12 protein-coding genes are annotated in these 16,881 nt (G+C 68.4%); 8 read left to right on the top strand and 4 right to left on the bottom strand.

All coding sequences use genetic code 11. From position 1 onward, the window contains the following. Positions 1-13: 13 nt before the first annotated feature. Together GC106_RS49335 and GC106_RS18135 are read right to left on the bottom strand one after the other, a co-directional pair. Positions 14-1,429 (bottom strand): M81 family metallopeptidase, encoded by a 1,416-nt coding sequence (locus GC106_RS49335; protein ID WP_173131792.1) that lies wholly within the window; start codon positions 1,427-1,429, stop codon positions 14-16. A gap of 4 nt (positions 1,430-1,433) precedes the next feature. Beyond that, a complete protein-coding gene (locus tag GC106_RS18135; protein ID WP_173131789.1) occupies positions 1,434-2,552 on the bottom strand; it encodes an ROK family transcriptional regulator in 1,119 nt (372 codons plus the stop codon). A gap of 147 nt (positions 2,553-2,699) precedes the next feature. On the opposite strand from GC106_RS18135, the gene GC106_RS18130 reads away from it, so the two are divergent. From GC106_RS18130 to GC106_RS18115, 4 genes are all read left to right on the top strand, one after another. Further along, positions 2,700-4,475, top strand: coding sequence for a peptide ABC transporter substrate-binding protein (locus GC106_RS18130; protein ID WP_173131786.1), 1,776 nt, complete (start codon positions 2,700-2,702; stop codon positions 4,473-4,475). A 678-nt stretch (positions 4,476-5,153) separates the two neighbouring features. Further along, a complete protein-coding gene (locus tag GC106_RS18125; protein ID WP_173131784.1) occupies positions 5,154-6,107 on the top strand; it encodes an ABC transporter permease in 954 nt (317 codons plus the stop codon). Next, positions 6,104-6,955 (top strand): ABC transporter permease, encoded by an 852-nt coding sequence (locus GC106_RS18120; RefSeq protein ID WP_173131781.1) that lies wholly within the window; start codon positions 6,104-6,106, stop codon positions 6,953-6,955. Before GC106_RS18125 ends, GC106_RS18120 begins: the two co-directional genes overlap by 4 nt. Then, positions 6,955-8,520, top strand: a complete 1,566-nt coding sequence (locus tag GC106_RS18115) for an ABC transporter ATP-binding protein (RefSeq protein ID WP_173131778.1) — start codon at positions 6,955-6,957, stop codon at positions 8,518-8,520. Before GC106_RS18120 ends, GC106_RS18115 begins: the two co-directional genes overlap by 1 nt. Here the strand turns inward: GC106_RS18115 and GC106_RS18110 are convergent. Continuing rightward, positions 8,507-9,247, bottom strand: a complete 741-nt coding sequence (locus tag GC106_RS18110) for a copper homeostasis protein CutC (RefSeq protein WP_173131775.1) — start codon at positions 9,245-9,247, stop codon at positions 8,507-8,509. The genes GC106_RS18115 and GC106_RS18110 overlap by 14 nt on opposite strands. A gap of 15 nt (positions 9,248-9,262) precedes the next feature. Between GC106_RS18110 and GC106_RS18105 the strand changes: the two genes are divergently transcribed. From GC106_RS18105 to GC106_RS18095, 3 genes are all read left to right on the top strand, one after another. Next, the gene (locus GC106_RS18105; protein WP_173131772.1) at positions 9,263-10,123 is read left to right on the top strand and encodes an ROK family protein; all 861 of its coding nucleotides are present in this window, start codon (positions 9,263-9,265) and stop codon (positions 10,121-10,123) included. Between the two features lie 143 nt (positions 10,124-10,266). Then, the gene (locus tag GC106_RS18100) at positions 10,267-10,788 is read left to right on the top strand and encodes a MarR family winged helix-turn-helix transcriptional regulator (protein WP_173131769.1); all 522 of its coding nucleotides are present in this window, start codon (positions 10,267-10,269) and stop codon (positions 10,786-10,788) included. Continuing rightward, a complete protein-coding gene (locus GC106_RS18095; RefSeq protein ID WP_173131766.1) occupies positions 10,788-12,413 on the top strand; it encodes an MDR family MFS transporter in 1,626 nt (541 codons plus the stop codon). The genes GC106_RS18100 and GC106_RS18095 overlap by 1 nt, the downstream gene beginning before the upstream one ends. Before the next feature lie 70 nt (positions 12,414-12,483). Here the strand turns inward: GC106_RS18095 and GC106_RS18090 are convergent, their stop codons facing one another. Then, entirely contained in the window at positions 12,484-12,987 is a 504-nt protein-coding gene (locus tag GC106_RS18090; RefSeq protein WP_173131763.1) for an inorganic diphosphatase, read from the bottom strand. A gap of 186 nt (positions 12,988-13,173) precedes the next feature. On the opposite strand from GC106_RS18090, the gene dacB reads away from it, so the two are divergent. Beyond that, entirely contained in the window at positions 13,174-16,860 is a 3,687-nt protein-coding gene (gene dacB / locus GC106_RS49330) for a D-alanyl-D-alanine carboxypeptidase/D-alanyl-D-alanine endopeptidase (protein WP_173131760.1), read from the top strand. Positions 16,861-16,881 lie beyond the last annotated feature (21 nt).

Genomic DNA, 16,881 nt, shown 5'->3' with positions numbered 1-16,881 from the left:
AACACTCACGAGGTCAGAGCAGGCGGGATGTCAGGCCGGGGGTGGGCATGTCGGGGTCGAAGGGGTAGAGCGGCCGCACGATCCGCTTGTGTCCCAGCCGGATCAGGTCCTGGTCGACGCCGCCTGGAGTCAGGGCCAGCAACCAGCCCTTGGCCAGGTCGTAGATCTCCGGCTCCAGGTAGCCGATCTTCACCACCGTCAGATCGGCGGCCGCCGGGTCCAGGTCGAGGTCGGTGAAGTCCTTGACCAGGTGGTACGGCTTGCGTCGCTCGGTGATGACGACGTGCAGCCCGCCGGACCGGACCACCACGATCGTGCCGCCCACCGGGTCCTCGTGCACCTTCACGACCGTGCCGGACAGGGGAACCGGTCCGGCCGGTCCGGAGTCGATCTTCCCGCCGACCATCAGGTCGACCTCACCGCCCGCCTTGGCGATCGCGACGGACTCGGGATCCACAATGGACGCGTAGATGATCGTGCGTGACTGGTAGGCCCTGAGGACTCGCAACGTCCACGAGACATCCCCGGCGCCGCCGGCGGTCGGGTTGTCGCCCGAGTCGCTGATGAAGAACGGCCGCGCATCGCTGGCCAAGCCCTCCCGGATGCAGTGGTCGAGACTTCCTGTCGGCGCGACGAAGGCGAACTCCTCACGTACCCGCCAATAGTCGTTCGCCAGCTTGGTCGCCTGCTGTTGCACGAGCTCGGCGTCGTCGCCCGTCACGACCACGGCTGCCTGGCAACGAGGCTCGTCGGCCCACGCGTAGCCGACCCAGATCGAGGCGTCCAGAATCCCTTCCATCGCCTCGATGTCCTCGAGCTGGCCGTACAGGCTCTTCGCCGGTTCGATCCGGGTACTGGTCTTCTCGCCGGGCAGCAGCACAGGGATCTGTACCCACGCCAGATGCGGCTTACCGCCTTCGCGTAGCCGTGCGACGAGGTTGCGGGCCGCTCTTTCCTTTGTCTGCCAGGCATCCTCATGCGGGGCCATGCGGTAACACGTGACCAGGTCGAGGTTCCGCACGAAGTCGTACGACACGTTGCCGTGCAGGTCCATCGCCGCGGAGATCAGCACATCCGGGCCGACCGCGTCCCGGACCGCCTTGGCCAGGTCGGCTTCCGCGTCCAGCATGCCGACCACGCTCATCGCGCCGTGGATGTCCAGCAGCAGTCCGTCCAACGGACCCGCTTCGCGGATACGGTCCAGGATCTCGGTCTTCAGTCCGGTGTAGACGTCCGCGAGAACCGCGCCGCCGGGCAGGGACACCGCGTGCAGCAGCGGCACCCACTCGACGTCCAGCGACGCGTCCTCGGTCCACGTGTAGCGGCCGAGCAGATCCGCACCCCTGGTCACCCTGAAGTCGGCCAAGCCGGTGCGGTGCGGCGAGAACGTGCTGCTCTCGATGCCGATCCCGGTGATCCCGATGCGCACTGGCCTAGTTCCTTTCCTTGCGGTGAACCTGCTGCAGCGCCAGCATTCCGGCGCCGAGCGGCCCGGCGTCCTGCCCGGCCATGGCGACCGCGACCTCCAGGTTCTGGGTCGCCATCGGCAGGCATCGTTCGTAGAGCGCGCCGCGCACCGCGGCGACGTACGGTTCCACTGAGGACAGACGGCCGGTCAGCAGCACCGCGTGCGGGTTGAAGAAGTTGACCACTGTGGACAGCACCTCGCCGAGGTGTCCTCCGGCACGCCGTACCGCGGCGGTCGCGTGCGGTTCGGCGTCGTTGGCCAGTTCCACGAGATGTCCGGTGTCACGCGCGCCGACGCCGCGTGCCACGGCAGCTCCGCTAGCGATGGTTTCGAGGCACCCGGTATTGCCGCAGGCACAGGGAGTGTCACCAGCAGCCTGGACGCGCACGTGGCTCACGTCGCCGGAAACTCCATTCGCACCACGGTGAATGACGCCGGACGCGATCACCCCGCAGCCGACACCGGTTCCGGCTTTGACCACCACCAGGTGCTCGGGGCCGCGGTTGCGCGTGTGCAGTTCGCCCAGCGCCACGACGTTCGCGTCGTTGTCCACCGCGACCGGGATGTCCAGGCGTCCGGCCAGCCAGTCCCGGACCTCGAAGCCGTGCCAGCCCGGCATCCTCGCCGGGCGCTCGACCCGTCCGTCCGCGAAGTTGACCGGCCCGGGCAGGCCGACACCGAGCCCGAGAAGTCGTTGTCCGGCAAGGGTTGTGTTGAGCTCGCCGATGATGTCGAGCAGCGCGGTGAGGCACGCTTCCGGGCTCGCGGTGATGTCCAGTCCGACCTCGGTGAGGTGCAGACGTTCGCCGGACAGGTCGTAAGCGGCGAGCCGGACGTGCCGCGCGCCGATGTCCGCGCCGATCACGTAACCGCCGTCACCCGCGGGCCGCAGGACTCGCGGCTTACGTCCGCCACGGGACGGCCCTTCGCCGGTCTCGGTCAGCAGACCGGCGTCGATGAGCTCCTGGACGCGCAGCGACACGGTGGATCTCGCGAGGCCGAGGACGCGGGCGAGATCCGTGCGGGACGAGGCCTCGCCGGAGGACACCAGCCGCAGGATCTCGGCCGTCGGCGGTTGCGGCACGTGACCCTCCTTCGTTCTTTGTTCGAAAACGAACCAAGTTACGTCGGAAACGTTACCTCAATCCAGAACTTACGACGAGGGGTCTTGTTTTTTGTTCGTCTCGGGGATTAGCGTCCCGAAAATCACTGATCAACCCGGGGAGGCGCGATGTCCCGCCGTTTCCTGACCGCCGCGCTGGCGGTGGCACTGCTCGTGGCGGGCTGTAGCAGCTCGTCGGATTCGGGTCAGGCCATGGCCCAGAACGGCACGGTCACGTTCGCCCTGCCGCCGAACGCGACGCCGAACTGGATCCTGCCGCTGGGCATTCCCGGGCACCTGGCGTCGTACAACTCGACCATCTACACCCTGCTTTTCGTGCCGCTGTACGTGTACAACGGCACCTCCGGGACGGTCGCGCTGGACGAGAAGGCGGGCGCCGCGCAGAAGCCGGAATACAGCGCCGACGGCAAGACCGTCACGGTGAAGCTGAAGGACAACCTGACCTGGGCGGACGGCTCGAAACTGACCACAAGGGACGTCGAGTTCTGGTTCAACCTGGTCAAGCACAACAAGACCAAGTGGGGCGGCTACGCCAAGGGGCGGCTGCCGGACAACATCGTCGAGTTCAGGACGGTCGACACGCAGACCTTCCAGTTGGTGCTGGACAAGCCCTACAGCCCGGACTGGTTCACCGCGAACCAGTTGGCGAACGTGCGGCCGATGCCGCAGAAGGCGTGGGACAAGACCTCCGCCGACGGTCCGATCGGCGACCACGACCGGACCGAAGCGGGCGCCCAGCAGGTGTTCGACTTCCTGGTGGCGCAGGCGAAGGACCTGCCGACGTACCAGACCAATCCACTGTGGAAAACCGGCAACGGCCCGTTCTCGGTGCAGGAGTACACCACCGGCGGCCAGGTGACCCTGGTGAAGAACCCCAAGTACACGGGCGAGGACGCCGCCAAGGTCGAGAAGGTCACGTTCAAGCCGTTCACCAGCGCGGACGCCGAGTTCAACGTGCTGCAGACGGGCGGTGTGGACTACGGCTACCTGGCGTCGGCGAACCTCAACCAGCGATCCTCGCTGGAGTCGAAGGGGTACCAGGTGCAGCCCTGGAAGGGCTGGGCGATCACGTACATCCCGTACAACTTCAACAACCCGCAGGTCGGCGCGATCTTCAAGCAGCTGTACGTGCGCCAGGCGATCCAGCACGCGGTCGACCAGGACTCGATCGTCAAGAACATCTGGCGTGACATGGCAGTCGCCGGATACGGCCCAGTCCCGCAGGACCCGTCCTCGCCGTACTTGTCCGACACGCAGAAGAACAACCCGTACCCGTTCGACATCGCCAAGGGCAAAGCACTGCTGGAATCCCACGGCTGGACCCCAGGGCCCGACGGCATCGCCGTGTGCGGCGACCCCGCGAAGTGCGGCCCGGGCATCGCGGCAGGCGCCCAGTTGAAGTTCACGCTGCTGGCGGAGAGCGGCTCGAAAGAGACCGACAACACGATGGCGGAACTGAAGTCCTCGCTGTCCAAGATCGGCGTGTTCCTCGACCTGAAGCAGGCACCGCTGAACACGGTGCTCGGCAACAGCAAGGCCTGCCAGCCGGCTCAGCCCGAGTGCTCATGGCAGATGTCGTTCTTCGGAACGCAGGGAAGCTGGTACTTCAACGCGTACCCGAGCGGCGAGCGCATCTTCGGCACCGGCGCGACCTCGAACCTCGGCAGCTACAGCGACCCCAAGGCGGATGAGCTGATCGCCGCCACGACGTCGACCGCCGCCCACGACTCGATGAAGGCATACGGCGACCACCTGGCCAAGGACCTGCCGGTGATCTGGCTGCCGAACCCCGTGTACCAGATCTCCGCGGTGAAGAAGAACCTGAACATCGGCCACCAGGACCCGTTGGCGAACATGCAACCCCAGCGCTGGACCATTTCATGACCAACCCCGCCCCTAACGCGGTCTTCAGGCAGCTTTGGCCAACCCCCGGCCCCCAAGCAGTTGTGGCCGACCGCGGTCATCGAGCCGCCATGACCAACCCCGGTTCTCAGGCGGCTATGGCCGACCCCAGCCGTCAGATGGCCATAGCTGGCTCCGGTCTTCCGGCGGCGGCCAACCCCGGCCCTCAGGCAGCTATGGCAGACCGCGGTGCTCAGGTGGCCACAGTCGGCTCCGGTCTTCCGGCGGCTACGGGCGACTTCGGTCCCCAAGCAGGAATGACCAACCGCGGTGTTCGAGCAGCCAAGAGCAACTCCGGCCCCCAAACAGCCCCCACCACTCCCGGGGGGCGACCCCGGACCCATTCTACCGGGTTTGGCCTGGTGGAAGGGGTTTTCGCGGGGCGAACCGGTGCGAACGGTCCGTTCGTACGAGGTTCACTCCGACGGGTGACTTGCCAGCGGCGACCGGCGACGTGCCAGCGAGGGCCGGTGACGTGCCAGCGAGGGGGAGTGGCTTGCCAGCGGCGACCGGCGGCGTGCCAGCGAGGGCGGGTGACGTGCCAGCGACCTGCCCGGTGCCGGAGCGACGTTTCGCGATCGGCTGAGGGGCCAACGACGGCTGCCGAACGCCGAGCCGTTGAGAACACGCGAACAGGAAAGCCGAGGCCAGAGGTGCGGCGTGGCTAGGTATCTGCTCTGGCGCGTGCTCCAGGCGGCCGTGGTGATCTTCGTGGTCACCGTGGTCGTGTTCTTCCTGCTGCACCAGATCCCGGGCGGACCGGCCCGCGGAATCCTCGGCGTCCAGGCGACCGAAGACCAGATCAAGGCCTTCGAGCACGCGCAGGGCTACGACCAGCCGGTTCCGATCCAGTACCTGCACTACCTCGGCCGGCTCCTGCAAGGGGATCTGGGCGAGTCCTTCCAGCTCAACCAGCGGGTGGCCGACCTGATCGGCGCACGCCTGCCGAAAACGCTGGTCCTCACGGTCCTGAGTACTCTCGTGGCACTGCTCGTGGCCATCCCGCTGGGTGTCTGGCAGGCCGTGCGGCGCAACCGGCCGACGGACTACCTGCTGAGCGCGCTCACCTTGCTGATCTACTCGACGCCGGTCTTCCTGGTCGGCTTCATCTTCATCATCGTCTTCGCGATCAACGCGGCGTGGTTCCCGGTCGAAGCGCCCCAGGCCGACACCGTGGCCGGGGTCTTCGCGGACTCCCAAGCGCTTGTTCTGCCGGTCCTCACGGGTGCCGGAGTCGTGCTCGCCGTGTTCAGCCGGTACCTGCGGTCGTCCGTTGTGGACAATCTGGACGAGGACTACGTCCGCACTGCCAGGGCGAAAGGCGCGTCCGAAGCCAGGATCGTCACCAGGCACGTGCTGAAGAACTCGCTCACGTCACTCGTCGCGATGCTCGGCTACTACCTGCCGGTGCTGTTCAGCGGCGCCCTGGTCACCGAGAAGCTCTTCAACTACCCCGGAATGGGTCTGCTGTTCTGGAACGCCGCCCAGACCAGTGACTTCCCGATCCTGCTCGGGGTCGTGCTCATCATCTCGATCGCGACGGTCACCGGCAGTCTGCTCGCGGACGTGGCGCAAGCGTTGATCGACCCGAGGACGAGGCGGGTGAAGGCATGAGCGGCCCTACCGCGCGGCGACTCAAAGTCTTCCGGCGCAACAAACTCGCGGTCGCCGGGATCACGATGCTCGGTCTGCTGGTCCTCTTCTGTTTTGCCGGCCCGCTGGTCTACCACACCGAGCAGGTGCTGACGTCCCTCGCGGACAGCAAGCTCGAACCGGGCGTGAACGGGCATCCGCTTGGCACCGACGACCTCGGGTACGACCTGCTGGGCAGGCTCATGCTCGGCGGGCAGACGTCGCTCGTCATCGGGCTGGCCGCCGGGGTTCTGGCCACGATGATCGGCACGTTGTGGGGCACGATCGCGGGTTACGCGGGCGGCTGGGTCGATGCGGTGATGATGCGGATCGTCGACGCGGGCATCGCCATCCCGGCGCTGTTCCTGCTCGTCGTCGCGGCCGCGATCGCCACACCCAGCGTGCCGATGTTGATCCTGGTGATCGGGCTCGTGTCGTGGCTCGTCCCGGCCAGGTTGATGCGGGCGGAGTCGATTGCCCTGCGCAGCAGGGCGTACGTCGAATCCATGAAGGTGATGGGCGGCGGAAGTGTCCGCGCCATCGGCAAACACATCATCCCGAACGCCATCGGCACGGTCATCGTCAACGTGACTTTCCAGATCGCCGACGCTGTCCTGCTGGTCGCGTACGTCAGCTTTCTCGGGCTGGGGATTCCGCCGCCCGCCGCGAACTGGGGCGGGATGCTCAGTGAGGGCCTGACCTACGCGCACGACGGCGCCTGGTGGCTGATCCTGCCGCCCGGCCTGCTGATCGTGATGACCGTGTGCGCCTTCAACTTCATCGGCGACGGGCTGCGGGACGCGTTCGACGTGAGATTCGAGGGCCGCTGATGCTGGACTACCACCACCTTTCCATCACGTTCGGCGACGTGGAGGCCGCGAAAGCAGTCAGCTTCAGCGTCCGGCCAGGCGAGGTCGTCGCGGTCGTCGGCGAGTCCGGTTCCGGCAAGACCGTCACCGCGATGTCCGCGATGGGTCTGCTGCCGCGCAAGGCCGAAGTCACCGGCGAGATCGTGCTCGGCGGCCGGAACATCCGGCAACTGACCAACAAGGAGCTCCGGGAGCTGCGCGGCAACGAGATCGCGATGGTGTTCCAGGAGCCGATGACCGCGCTCAACCCGGTGCACACGATCGGCTGGCAGCTCGTCGAGGCGATCACGCTGCACCAGGACATCGCCGACCCGAAACAGAAAGCCGTCGAGCTGCTGACCATGGTGGGCCTCGACCGGCCGGAACAGCGGCTCAAGCAGTACCCGCACGAGCTGTCCGGCGGGATGCGGCAACGCGTGATGATCGCGATGGCGATTGCCTGTGATCCTAAGGTGATCATCGCGGATGAGCCGACCACCGCGCTCGACGTCACGGTCCAGGCCGAGATCCTGGACCTGTTGCGGGAACTGAAGGACCGTCTCGGCACGGCGATCGTGCTGATCACGCACAGCATGGGCGTGGTGGCCGACCTCGCCGACCGGGTGGTGGTGATGTACCGAGGTGAGGTCGTCGAACAAGGCGACGTTGAGGACGTGCTGATCCGGCCAGGCCACGACTACACCAGACGCCTGCTCGCAGCCGTTCCCCGGCTCGGCAGCGGTTCACGGCAGGCCGAAGCGGCCACCGAGCCGGTGCTCAAGGTACGCAACCTGGTCGTGTCGTTCGCCGGTCAGCGCGCGGTCGACGACATCTCCTTCGAGATCGGCAAGGGCGAAGTCCTCGGGCTGGTCGGGGAATCCGGGTCCGGCAAGACCACGGCCGGGCGCTGCACGGTCGGCCTGCAGAAGCCCACGCACGGCAGTGTCGAACTGTTCGGTCAGGACATCGCCAGGCTGTCGACCCGCGGGATGCGCCCGCTCACCGCCAGGATCGGCATGATCTTCCAGGATCCCGCGTCCTCTTTGGACCCGAGGATGACGGTTGCCGAATGTGTCGCCGAACCGCTGGTCCTGCACAAGGCCAAGAACCACAAGGAAAGGATCACCGAGCTGCTGGACGCGGTCGAGCTGGGGTCCGTCACCAGGGACCGTTATCCGCACGAGCTGTCCGGCGGGCAACGGCAACGGGTGAGCATCGCCAGGGCACTCGCCCTGGACCCCGACCTGCTGATCGCGGACGAGCCGACCAGCGCGCTGGACGTCTCGGTGCAGGCCAGCATCCTCGAACTCTTCCTTGACCTGCAACGGCGGCTGAAGTTCTCGTGCCTGTTCATCAGCCACGACCTCGCGGTGGTCGACATGCTGGCCAACCGGGTCGCGGTGATGCACAAGGGCAGGATCGTCGAACAGGGCAGCCGCGCCGATGTCTTCGGCGACCCGCGGGAGCAGTACACGAAGCGACTGCTGGCCGCGGCGCCCGTACCGGACCCGGTGGAGCAGCGTGAACGACGGGTCAGCCGCGGATGACCGACATCAGCGCCGCGACCCCGTCGGCGTCGGTCTCGAAGTGGTCGAACCCTTCGGGCACGCCGATTCCCGCGTATGACACCGCACCGCCCGCGACACCACGAACCGGTGCGCGGACGCCGGCGTGCACGTCGGAAACCCCGGTCGCCGCAACGACTTCCAGCACGTTCGACGCTCTGACCCCGCCGCAGGCCATCACCTCGATGTCGTCGCCTGCCTGGGCGACCAGTGACTTGATCAACGGCGCCCCGTCCAGCGCGGACCGCTGCTGCCCGGAGGTCAGCACCCGCTTGAAACCCAGCTCCATGGCCTGGTCCAGCACTCGGCGAGGGTCCGCGCTGACGTCGATCGCGCGGTGCAGCGTGACCGGCTTGTGCTCGGCGGCGTCGACGAACCTCTCGCAGATCGGGTCCAGCAGGCCGTCTTCGCCCAGCGCGCCGATCACCATCCCGGTGACTCCGGCTCTGTCGGCGGCCCGGATGTCCCGGATCATCACCGAGACCTCGTCGGGGGTGTACCGGAAGTCGCCGGGGCGCGGCCGGATCAGGGCGTGCACCTCGGTCTTGTCCGCCCGTGCCGACGCGAGTTCCATCAACGCCGCGCTCGGCGTCAGCCCGCCGTCGGACAACGCGCCGCACAGCTCCACCCGGTCGGCGCCGTGGCGGGCCGCGATCCGGACGCCCTCGATCGACTCGACACTGATCTCCACCCGCACTCGCACTGCCATGATCGCGAGTATCCAGTGAGCTGGCTCGGAGTGGACATCGGTGGCACGAAAATCCAGCTCGTGCGGTGTGACGACGACCTGCGCGTGCTGGACAGCCGCCGTGCCGAATCGCCCCGGGGCAAGATCCTCGCCACCGCCGTCGAACTGGCCGCCGAACTGGCCGGGGACGCCAAGGGCATCGGGATCGGCGCGGCCGGGGTGATCGATCCGAGTGGCGCGGTGGCCGCGACGACCGAGGTCTTCCCGGGGTGGGAAGGCACGCGGCTCACCGACGTCGTCAGCAGGGAACTCGGCCTGCCGGTGGTCGTGGACAACGACGCGAACGCTTTCCTGCACGGCGAGGCGACGGCCGGTGCGGCACGTGGTTACCGGCACGCGTTCGGCATCACGGTCGGCACGGGCATCGGCGGCGCGGTGATCAGCGACGGCGTCCTGCTGCGTGGAGCCAGCGGTGGGGCGGGGGAGATCGGCCATACGCCGGGCTTCGGTGACGAGCCCTGCACGTGTGGCGCTCGGGGACACCTCGAGTCCATCGCGTCCGGACTGTCCATCAGCCGCCGCTACGGGCAGGCGGTCAGTGCGGCTGTGATAGCCGACCGGGCGCGAAACGGCGACGAGGAGGCACGCCGGGTCTTCGCTGAGGCGGGCGCTGCCCTCGGTCAGGCGGTCGCGGTCGTGGCAACTGTCCTGGACAGCCAGATCGCCGTGCTCGGCGGTGGTGTGGCCGGTGCCTGGGACCTGCTCGAACCCACGTGCCGTGCGACCGTCCAGGCAACCGTGCTGCCGACCAACGCCGACCTGGTGATCGAGACAGCGCGGCTCGGAGCCCACGCGGTGGCCATCGGAGCAGCCGCCCTCGCAGCTCAAGCCTCGTGAGTGTTTAGCGGCGTTAGAACACTGATAAACGCTCACGAGGGGTGAGCTGGGTCTCAGGTAATTCGGTTGCCGGAACAAGCCGGCGAAGCGCATGCTTGTATCGAGCAAGTAATTGGGTGATGCAAGCAAGTCAAGGGGCCGGCATGGTCGACACAACCGCATCCGGAGAGCTCACCAAGGCCGAAATCGAGTTGGGGTCGCGTCTCGGGGACGCGATGATGGGGCTCGGCCGGCAGTGGGCGGCGGTGTCGTCCCAGCTGAGCAAGGTCGGCATCGACAAGACGTCGATGCTGCTGCTCGGTGCGCTCAGGCAGATCGGCCCGGTCAGGTCCAACGCACTGGCCGAGGCGGTCTACTCGGACCCGTCGACGATCTCCCGGCAGGTGGCCGGGCTGGTCAGGGACGGGCTGATCGAGCGGCGCGCCGACCCGGCGGACGGGCGGGCCAGCCTGCTCGCCGTCACCGAGAAAGGACGGGACCTGCTTGAGGCCCGTCACCACCAGCGCAGCTGTTCGCTGGCGCGGATGCTCGCGCACTGGCCCGCCGAGGACCGCGAGCGGTTCGTCGAACTGCTCGAGCGGTTCCTGGCCGACCACGAGCGCAACATTCCGAACTTCATCAACGAGCACGCTGAGTTGATGGCGCGCTCCAAAGGAGAGAACTGATGTCCGAACAGGCAACAGCCGCCGCTGGGGCAGCCCCCGCAGGGGCCGGCGCGCTGAGCCACCGCCAGATCCTGACGATCCTGTCCGGGCTGATGCTCGGCATGCTGCTGGCGGCTCTTGACCAGACGATCATGGCGTCGGCCATGAAGACGATCGCCGACGAGTTACACGGTCAGACCATCCAGGCCTGGGCGACCACGGCCTACCTGATCACCGCGACCATCTCGACCCCGTTGTACGGCAAGCTGTCCGACATCTTCGGCCGCAAGCCGATGTACCTGACGGCGATCTCGTTCTTCCTGCTCGGTTCGCTGCTCTCGGGCATCGCGACCTCGATGTACGAACTCGCGGCCTACCGCGCGGTGCAGGGCCTTGGCGCCGGTGGCCTGATGTCGCTGGCGTTCGCGATCATCGCGGACATCACGTCACCGCGTGAGCGCAGCCGCTACACCGGCTACTTCATGGGCGTGTGGGGACTGTCCAGTGTGGCCGGTCCGCTGGTCGGCGGCATGTTCGCCGGCATGGACACGTTCCTCTGGATCACCGGCTGGCGCTGGGTGTTCCTGATCAACGTGCCGGTCGCCCTGATCGCGCTGGTCGTGGTCAGCCGCGTGCTGAACGTCCCGCACACCAAGGTGCCGCAGCGGATCGACTTCTGGGGCGCGGCCACCCTGACGATCGGGCTGGTGCCGCTGCTGATCGTGGCCGAGCAGGGACGCGAGTGGGGCTGGGCCTCCGGTGCCTCGATCGCCATGTACGTGACCGGTGTGCTCGGTCTGGTGGCGTTCGTGTTCGTCGAGCGACTGATGGGTGACGCGGCACTGCTGCCGATGCGCCTGTTCCGGCGCCCGGTGTTCGCGTTGACCAACGTCGTCAACTTCATCCTGGGCGTCGGGATGTTCGGCATGATGATGTCCCTGCCGCTGTACCTGCAGATCGTCAAGGGGGCGTCGCCGACCGAGTCGGGCCTGATGACGCTGCCGATGACGTTCGGCATCCTGGTGTCGGCCACGGTCAGCGGCCGGGTCACCTCCAGGACCGGGCGCTACCGGATCTTCCCGATCGTCGGCCTGGCCGCGACCACGGTCGCGCTGTTCCTGTTCGCCCAGATCGGCACGGACACCGCGCTGTGGCAGACGATGCTGATCATGACGCTGGCCGGCGCCGGACTGGGTCTGTGCATGCAGAGCCTGCTGCTGGCGATCCAGGCGGACGCGCCCGTGAAGGACATGGGCGTGGCCACCTCGTCGGCGACGTTCTTCCGGTCCATCGGCGGCACCGTCGGTACCGCGGTGTTCCTGTCGATCCTGTTCGGCATCGTCGGGGACCGGATCGCGGCGGCACGGGCCGCGGCGAGCCTGCCGCCGGTCCCGGTCGGCGCGGGTGGTCTCGACCTGAACGACACGGCGTTCATCAACGCGCTGCCGCCTCGTGAGGCCCGGCCGGTGCTGGACGGGTTCGCCAGCTCCCTCGACACGGTGTTCATGGTCGGCGGGATCGTGGTCCTGATCGCGTTCGCGCTGATCTGGTTCCTCAAGGAGGTCCCGCTGTCGAACAAGTCGGGCCTGCAACGGGCGGCCACCGAAGGCGACGACGCCCCGGCGCCGGTCGCCGCGGTGCACTGAGTTTCCCACCACGAAGAAAGAAGGCCCCGCTCCGGATCTCCCGGGGCGGGGCCTTCGCCGTGCCGGCGGTTCAGTGCTGCTCGTTGTCGGCGTGCTCCGCCTTGAGCCGCTCGTACGAACGCTGGATCTCGGCCTCGGCCTCGGCCCGGCCCACCCAGGTCGCGCCCTCGACGCTCTTGCCCGGCTCGAGGTCCTTGTAGACCTCGAAGAAGTGCTGGATCTCCAGCCGGTAGAACTCACTCAAGTGGTGGATGTCACGCAGGTGCTCGGTCCGCGGGTCCTCTGCGGGCACGCACAGCACCTTGTCGTCGCCGCCCTTCTCGTCCGTCATGCGGAACATGCCGATCGCGCGGCTGCGGATCAGGCAGCCGGGGAACGTCGGTTCCTGCACGAGCACGAGCGCGTCCAACGGGTCGCCGTCCTCACCGAGGGTGTTGTCGACGAACCCGTAGTCGGCCGGGTACTGGGTGGCGGTGAACAGAGTCCGGTCCAACCGGATCCGCCCCGTTTCGTGGTCCATCTCGTACTTGTTGCGTACGCCCTTGGGGATCTCGATCGTGACGTCGAACTCCACGCCTGTTCCTCGCTCATCATCAGCTGTGTCAGTGCTCGACCCTGCAAGCAGGTCTTCGGTACCAATGCTGGACCCTGGCAAGCAGGTCTTCGGTCCAGTGCCCGGCACTAGTCTGGACTACGACTCGCGCTCGGCCGGCATCACGGCGGTCGGTGGCCGATGTGATGTTGGACAGGGAGAGGCTCCGTGGCAGACCAGGACCACCCGGCGTGGCCGACGGCCGACGACGATCGGCCGTCGACTGGATTCCCGCAGGTAGACCCGGACAAGCAGCGGCCGCCCGAGCAGTACACGACCCCGATGGCGATGCCGCTGCCGCCGCGCGCGATGCCGATGCGCTTCGAACCGGGCAAGCCGCCGAGGCCGGCGCAGCTGAAAAGCGAGCCGCCCGCGGGCGCCTCGACGTGGTTCGAATCACCCCCGGAACCACCCGCGGAACCCGCGGCGGAGAAGACCGAACAGGTACGCAGCGTCACCGAAGTGGGTGAAATTCCGGAACCCCCGAGTGGCGAATCACAGGTGTCGGACAGCGCGGCCGACCAGTCGGAAACCGAGAAGCCCGAGCCCGACGTGCGGGAGCGCGCCGAATCAGAGCCCGAGCAGTCGGCGGACGAGCGGGTCGCAGAGGGGCGCGCCGAGCCCGAGCCCGCCGAGGATGACGCCGAATCCGCGCAGGTCGGCGAGGAGGCCGCTGAGTCGGAGTCTGTCGCCGGGAAAGCTGCCGAGTTGGAGCCTGTCGCTGAGGCTGCTGAGCCGGAGCTTGTCGCTGGGAAGGCTGCCGAGCCGGAGGCCGAGCAGTCGGAGGACGGGCAAGTCGCGGGGGATGACGCCGAGTCCGCGCAGGTCGGCGACGAGCGTGCCGAGCCGGAGTCTGTCGCCGAGGAGGCTGCCGAGTCGGAACCTGTCGCTGAGGAGGCTGCCGAGTCGGAGCTCGTCGCTGGGAAGGCTGCCGAGCCGGAGGCCGAGCAGTCGGAGGACGGGCAAGTCGCGGAGTACGACGCCGGGTCCGCGCAGGTGGGCGAGGAGGCTGCCGAGTCGGAGCTTGTCGCCGTGGAGTCGGAGCCCGGGCAGTCGGAGGACGGGCAAGTCGCGGAGGATGACGCCGAATCCGCGCAGATCAACGACGAGCGTGCCGAGTCAGAGCCTGTAGCCGAGGAGGCTGCTGAGCCGGAGCCTGTAGCCGAGGAGGCTGCTGAGCCGGAGCCTGTCGTTGGGCAGGCTGCTGAGCCCGAGCAGCCGGAGGACGGGCAGGTCGCGGAGGAGCGTGCCGAGCCGGAGCCCGAGGCTGTCGTTGCGGAGCCGCCCTCGGATGAGTCGCAAGCTTCCGAGCCGACTGACGAGCCGTCACACGGCGAGCCGGACAACGAGTCCGGGGAAACGCCGGTCGTGCCGGAGTCGGTTGCGGGGGCTGCCCCTCCGGACGTGCCGCAGGAGGATTCGGCACCCACAAGTGACGCGTCCGGCGAGAAGAGCGAGGAACCCGCGCCCACCGCCCAGCAGGCGGAAAGCCACGAGGAAAAGAAGCCCGCCGAGAAGACGGACTTCGTGACGCCGGTCGCGCCTGAATCCGAGAGCACTGCCGAGGCGCGGCCAGAACCGGACGAGCCTGACCAGTCCGACGTTCCGCCGCGCGAGCCGGAAGTCCGCGGTGATGAGGAGGTCACATCCTCCAGTGAGCGGACCGCGTTCGTCACGCCGGTTGCGCCGAAGCCCGACAGTCCGGCGGCTGTCGCGCCGGAGCCGGGCCGGTCGTTGTTCGACGTGCCGCGCACCGAGCCGAAGGATGGCGAGGCCAAGAGGCAGGCCGCGCCCGAGCCGGGTCCGTCGTTGTTCGACGTGCCGCGCACCCAGTCGAAAGACGGCGAGGCCAAGAGGCAGGCGTCGCAACCGGGGCGGTCGCTGTTCGACGTGCCGCCGCGCGATTCGGAAGGCCGCGCTGAGGCTTCGTCCTCCAGTGAGCGGACCGCGTTCGTCACGCCGGTTGTGCCGGAATCAGGCCGGTCCCGGCCGCCGCGGGACACCAGGGCCGAGCCGGAACGCCGTGGTGACGACCGAACGGCGGCCGCCGAGAAGACCGTGTTCGTCACGCCGCCCCGGTCGTTGTTCGACGCTCCGACGCGCAGCCAACCGCTACCGCCTCCGGCCAGGCCGGACAGGACCGAACCGGTCGCGCGCCCCAGCAGGCCGGTGCCACCGCCGATGCGGCCGCCGGTCAGGCCCGCGGCTCCGCGAGGGCTGGAGCCGACTGGCCGCCCGCCGGTCCGGCCCACGCCGCCCAGTGGCCCGGCTTTCCCCGGACCGCGCAACCAGCCGGTGCGGCCGCCGAACCGGCCTGTCGCGCCGATGGGGCTGGAGTCGTCCGGCCAGTCCCGGCTGCCCGCGCCCGATATCAAGCCGCGCGGCGAATCCGACGGCAACGAGCAGCCACCACCCTCCAATGAGGACACTCACCGCGCCCTCACGCCCTTGCCCGGCAAGAAGAAGAACACGCGCCTGCTCGTTCTCGCGGCCATCGTCGTGATCGTCGCGCTGGCGGCCGGTGTCGTCTTCTTCGTTCCCGGGGTCAGGGAGAACCTGGGGCTCGGCGAGTCCGGGACCGATGCCGCGATCGCCCCGCCGCCCGCTCCGGTGGCGTTCACGCCGAACCTGAAGCCGCCCAGCGCCGAAGCGAACGCGCCCACGCCGCAGGGTGTCCAGAGCACGTTGTCCGGCCCAGCGGGCAACCCCGCGTTGGGCACGCTGACGGGATCGGTCATCGATGCCGCGACCGGGAACGTCCTGTGGGAGAAGAACCCGACGACTCCGCTCACCCCGGCCTCGACCACAAAACTGCTGACCGCCGCGGCGGCCTTGCTCAAGATCCCGCACGGCCAGCAGTTCGGCACCAAGGTCGTCGCGGGCCCGGAGGCCGGCAGCGTCATCATCGTCGGTGGCGGTGACGCCACGCTGAACTCGTTGCCGGCAGGCAGGAACTCCGTCTTCCCCGGCTCCGCACGGCTCGATGACCTTGTCGCGCAAGTGAAAGCCAAGGGCCCGGTCAGTCAGGTCTACTTCGACCGCAGCCGCTACACCGCCGACGGCCTCGCGCCCGGGGTGCTGCCGGGTGACGTGCAGGAGGGGTACGTCTCCCCGGCCGCGCCCCTGATGCTGGACGGGGCCCGGCAGGACCCGACCAAGGACCGCAGCCCACGCAGCTCCGACCCGGCGAAGTCGGCCGCGACCGAGTTCGCCAAGCGCGTCGGGGCGCCCGTGGCCGCCAAGCCCGAGGTGACCGCTCCGGCCGACGCCCAGGTGCTCGGTGAGGTGAAGTCCGCACCGCTCACCGAGCTCGTCGACCAGTTCCTGCAGGCTTCCGACAACGTGCTCGCGGACGTCATCGCCCGCGAGGTCGCGAAGGCCGCGGGCGAGGAGCCGTCGTTGGCCGGCGTGCGCAGGGCGACGCTGAAAGTCCTGTCCGAGCACGGTTTCGACGTCACCGGCGCCGAACTGTTCGACGGCAGCGGTATGTCGACGAACAACAAGGTGCCGGCACGGCTGTTCGCCCAGGTTCTCTCGGTGGCGGCGGGGGACGGCAAAGACCCGCGGACGGCCAAACTGCGGCCGATGCTCGGCGGCCTGCCGGTCGCCGGCGGCAGCGGGACGCTGGCCGGACGGTTCGCCGAGGGCCAGCCCGCCGCCGGTGGCCGCGGTTACGTGCGGGCCAAGACCGGCACGTTGCCGCTGGCCAGGATCAACTCCCTGGCCGGTGTCGTGCTCGACGCGGACGGCAGGCTGCTGGTGTTCGCCCTGATGACGAGCGAGAGCGACACTCTCGCGGCCCGGCCCGCGCTCGACACGGTGGCCGCGGCGCTCCGAACTTGTGGCTGCAATTGAAGTACGCAATCACACAGGGCA

The organism is Kibdelosporangium persicum (assembly GCF_013280595.1).
GTDB lineage: Bacteria > Actinomycetota > Actinomycetes > Mycobacteriales > Pseudonocardiaceae > Kibdelosporangium > Kibdelosporangium persicum.
Note: the sequence above shows the minus strand (reverse complement) of the source record. Positions and strands in the feature narration are given on the sequence as shown.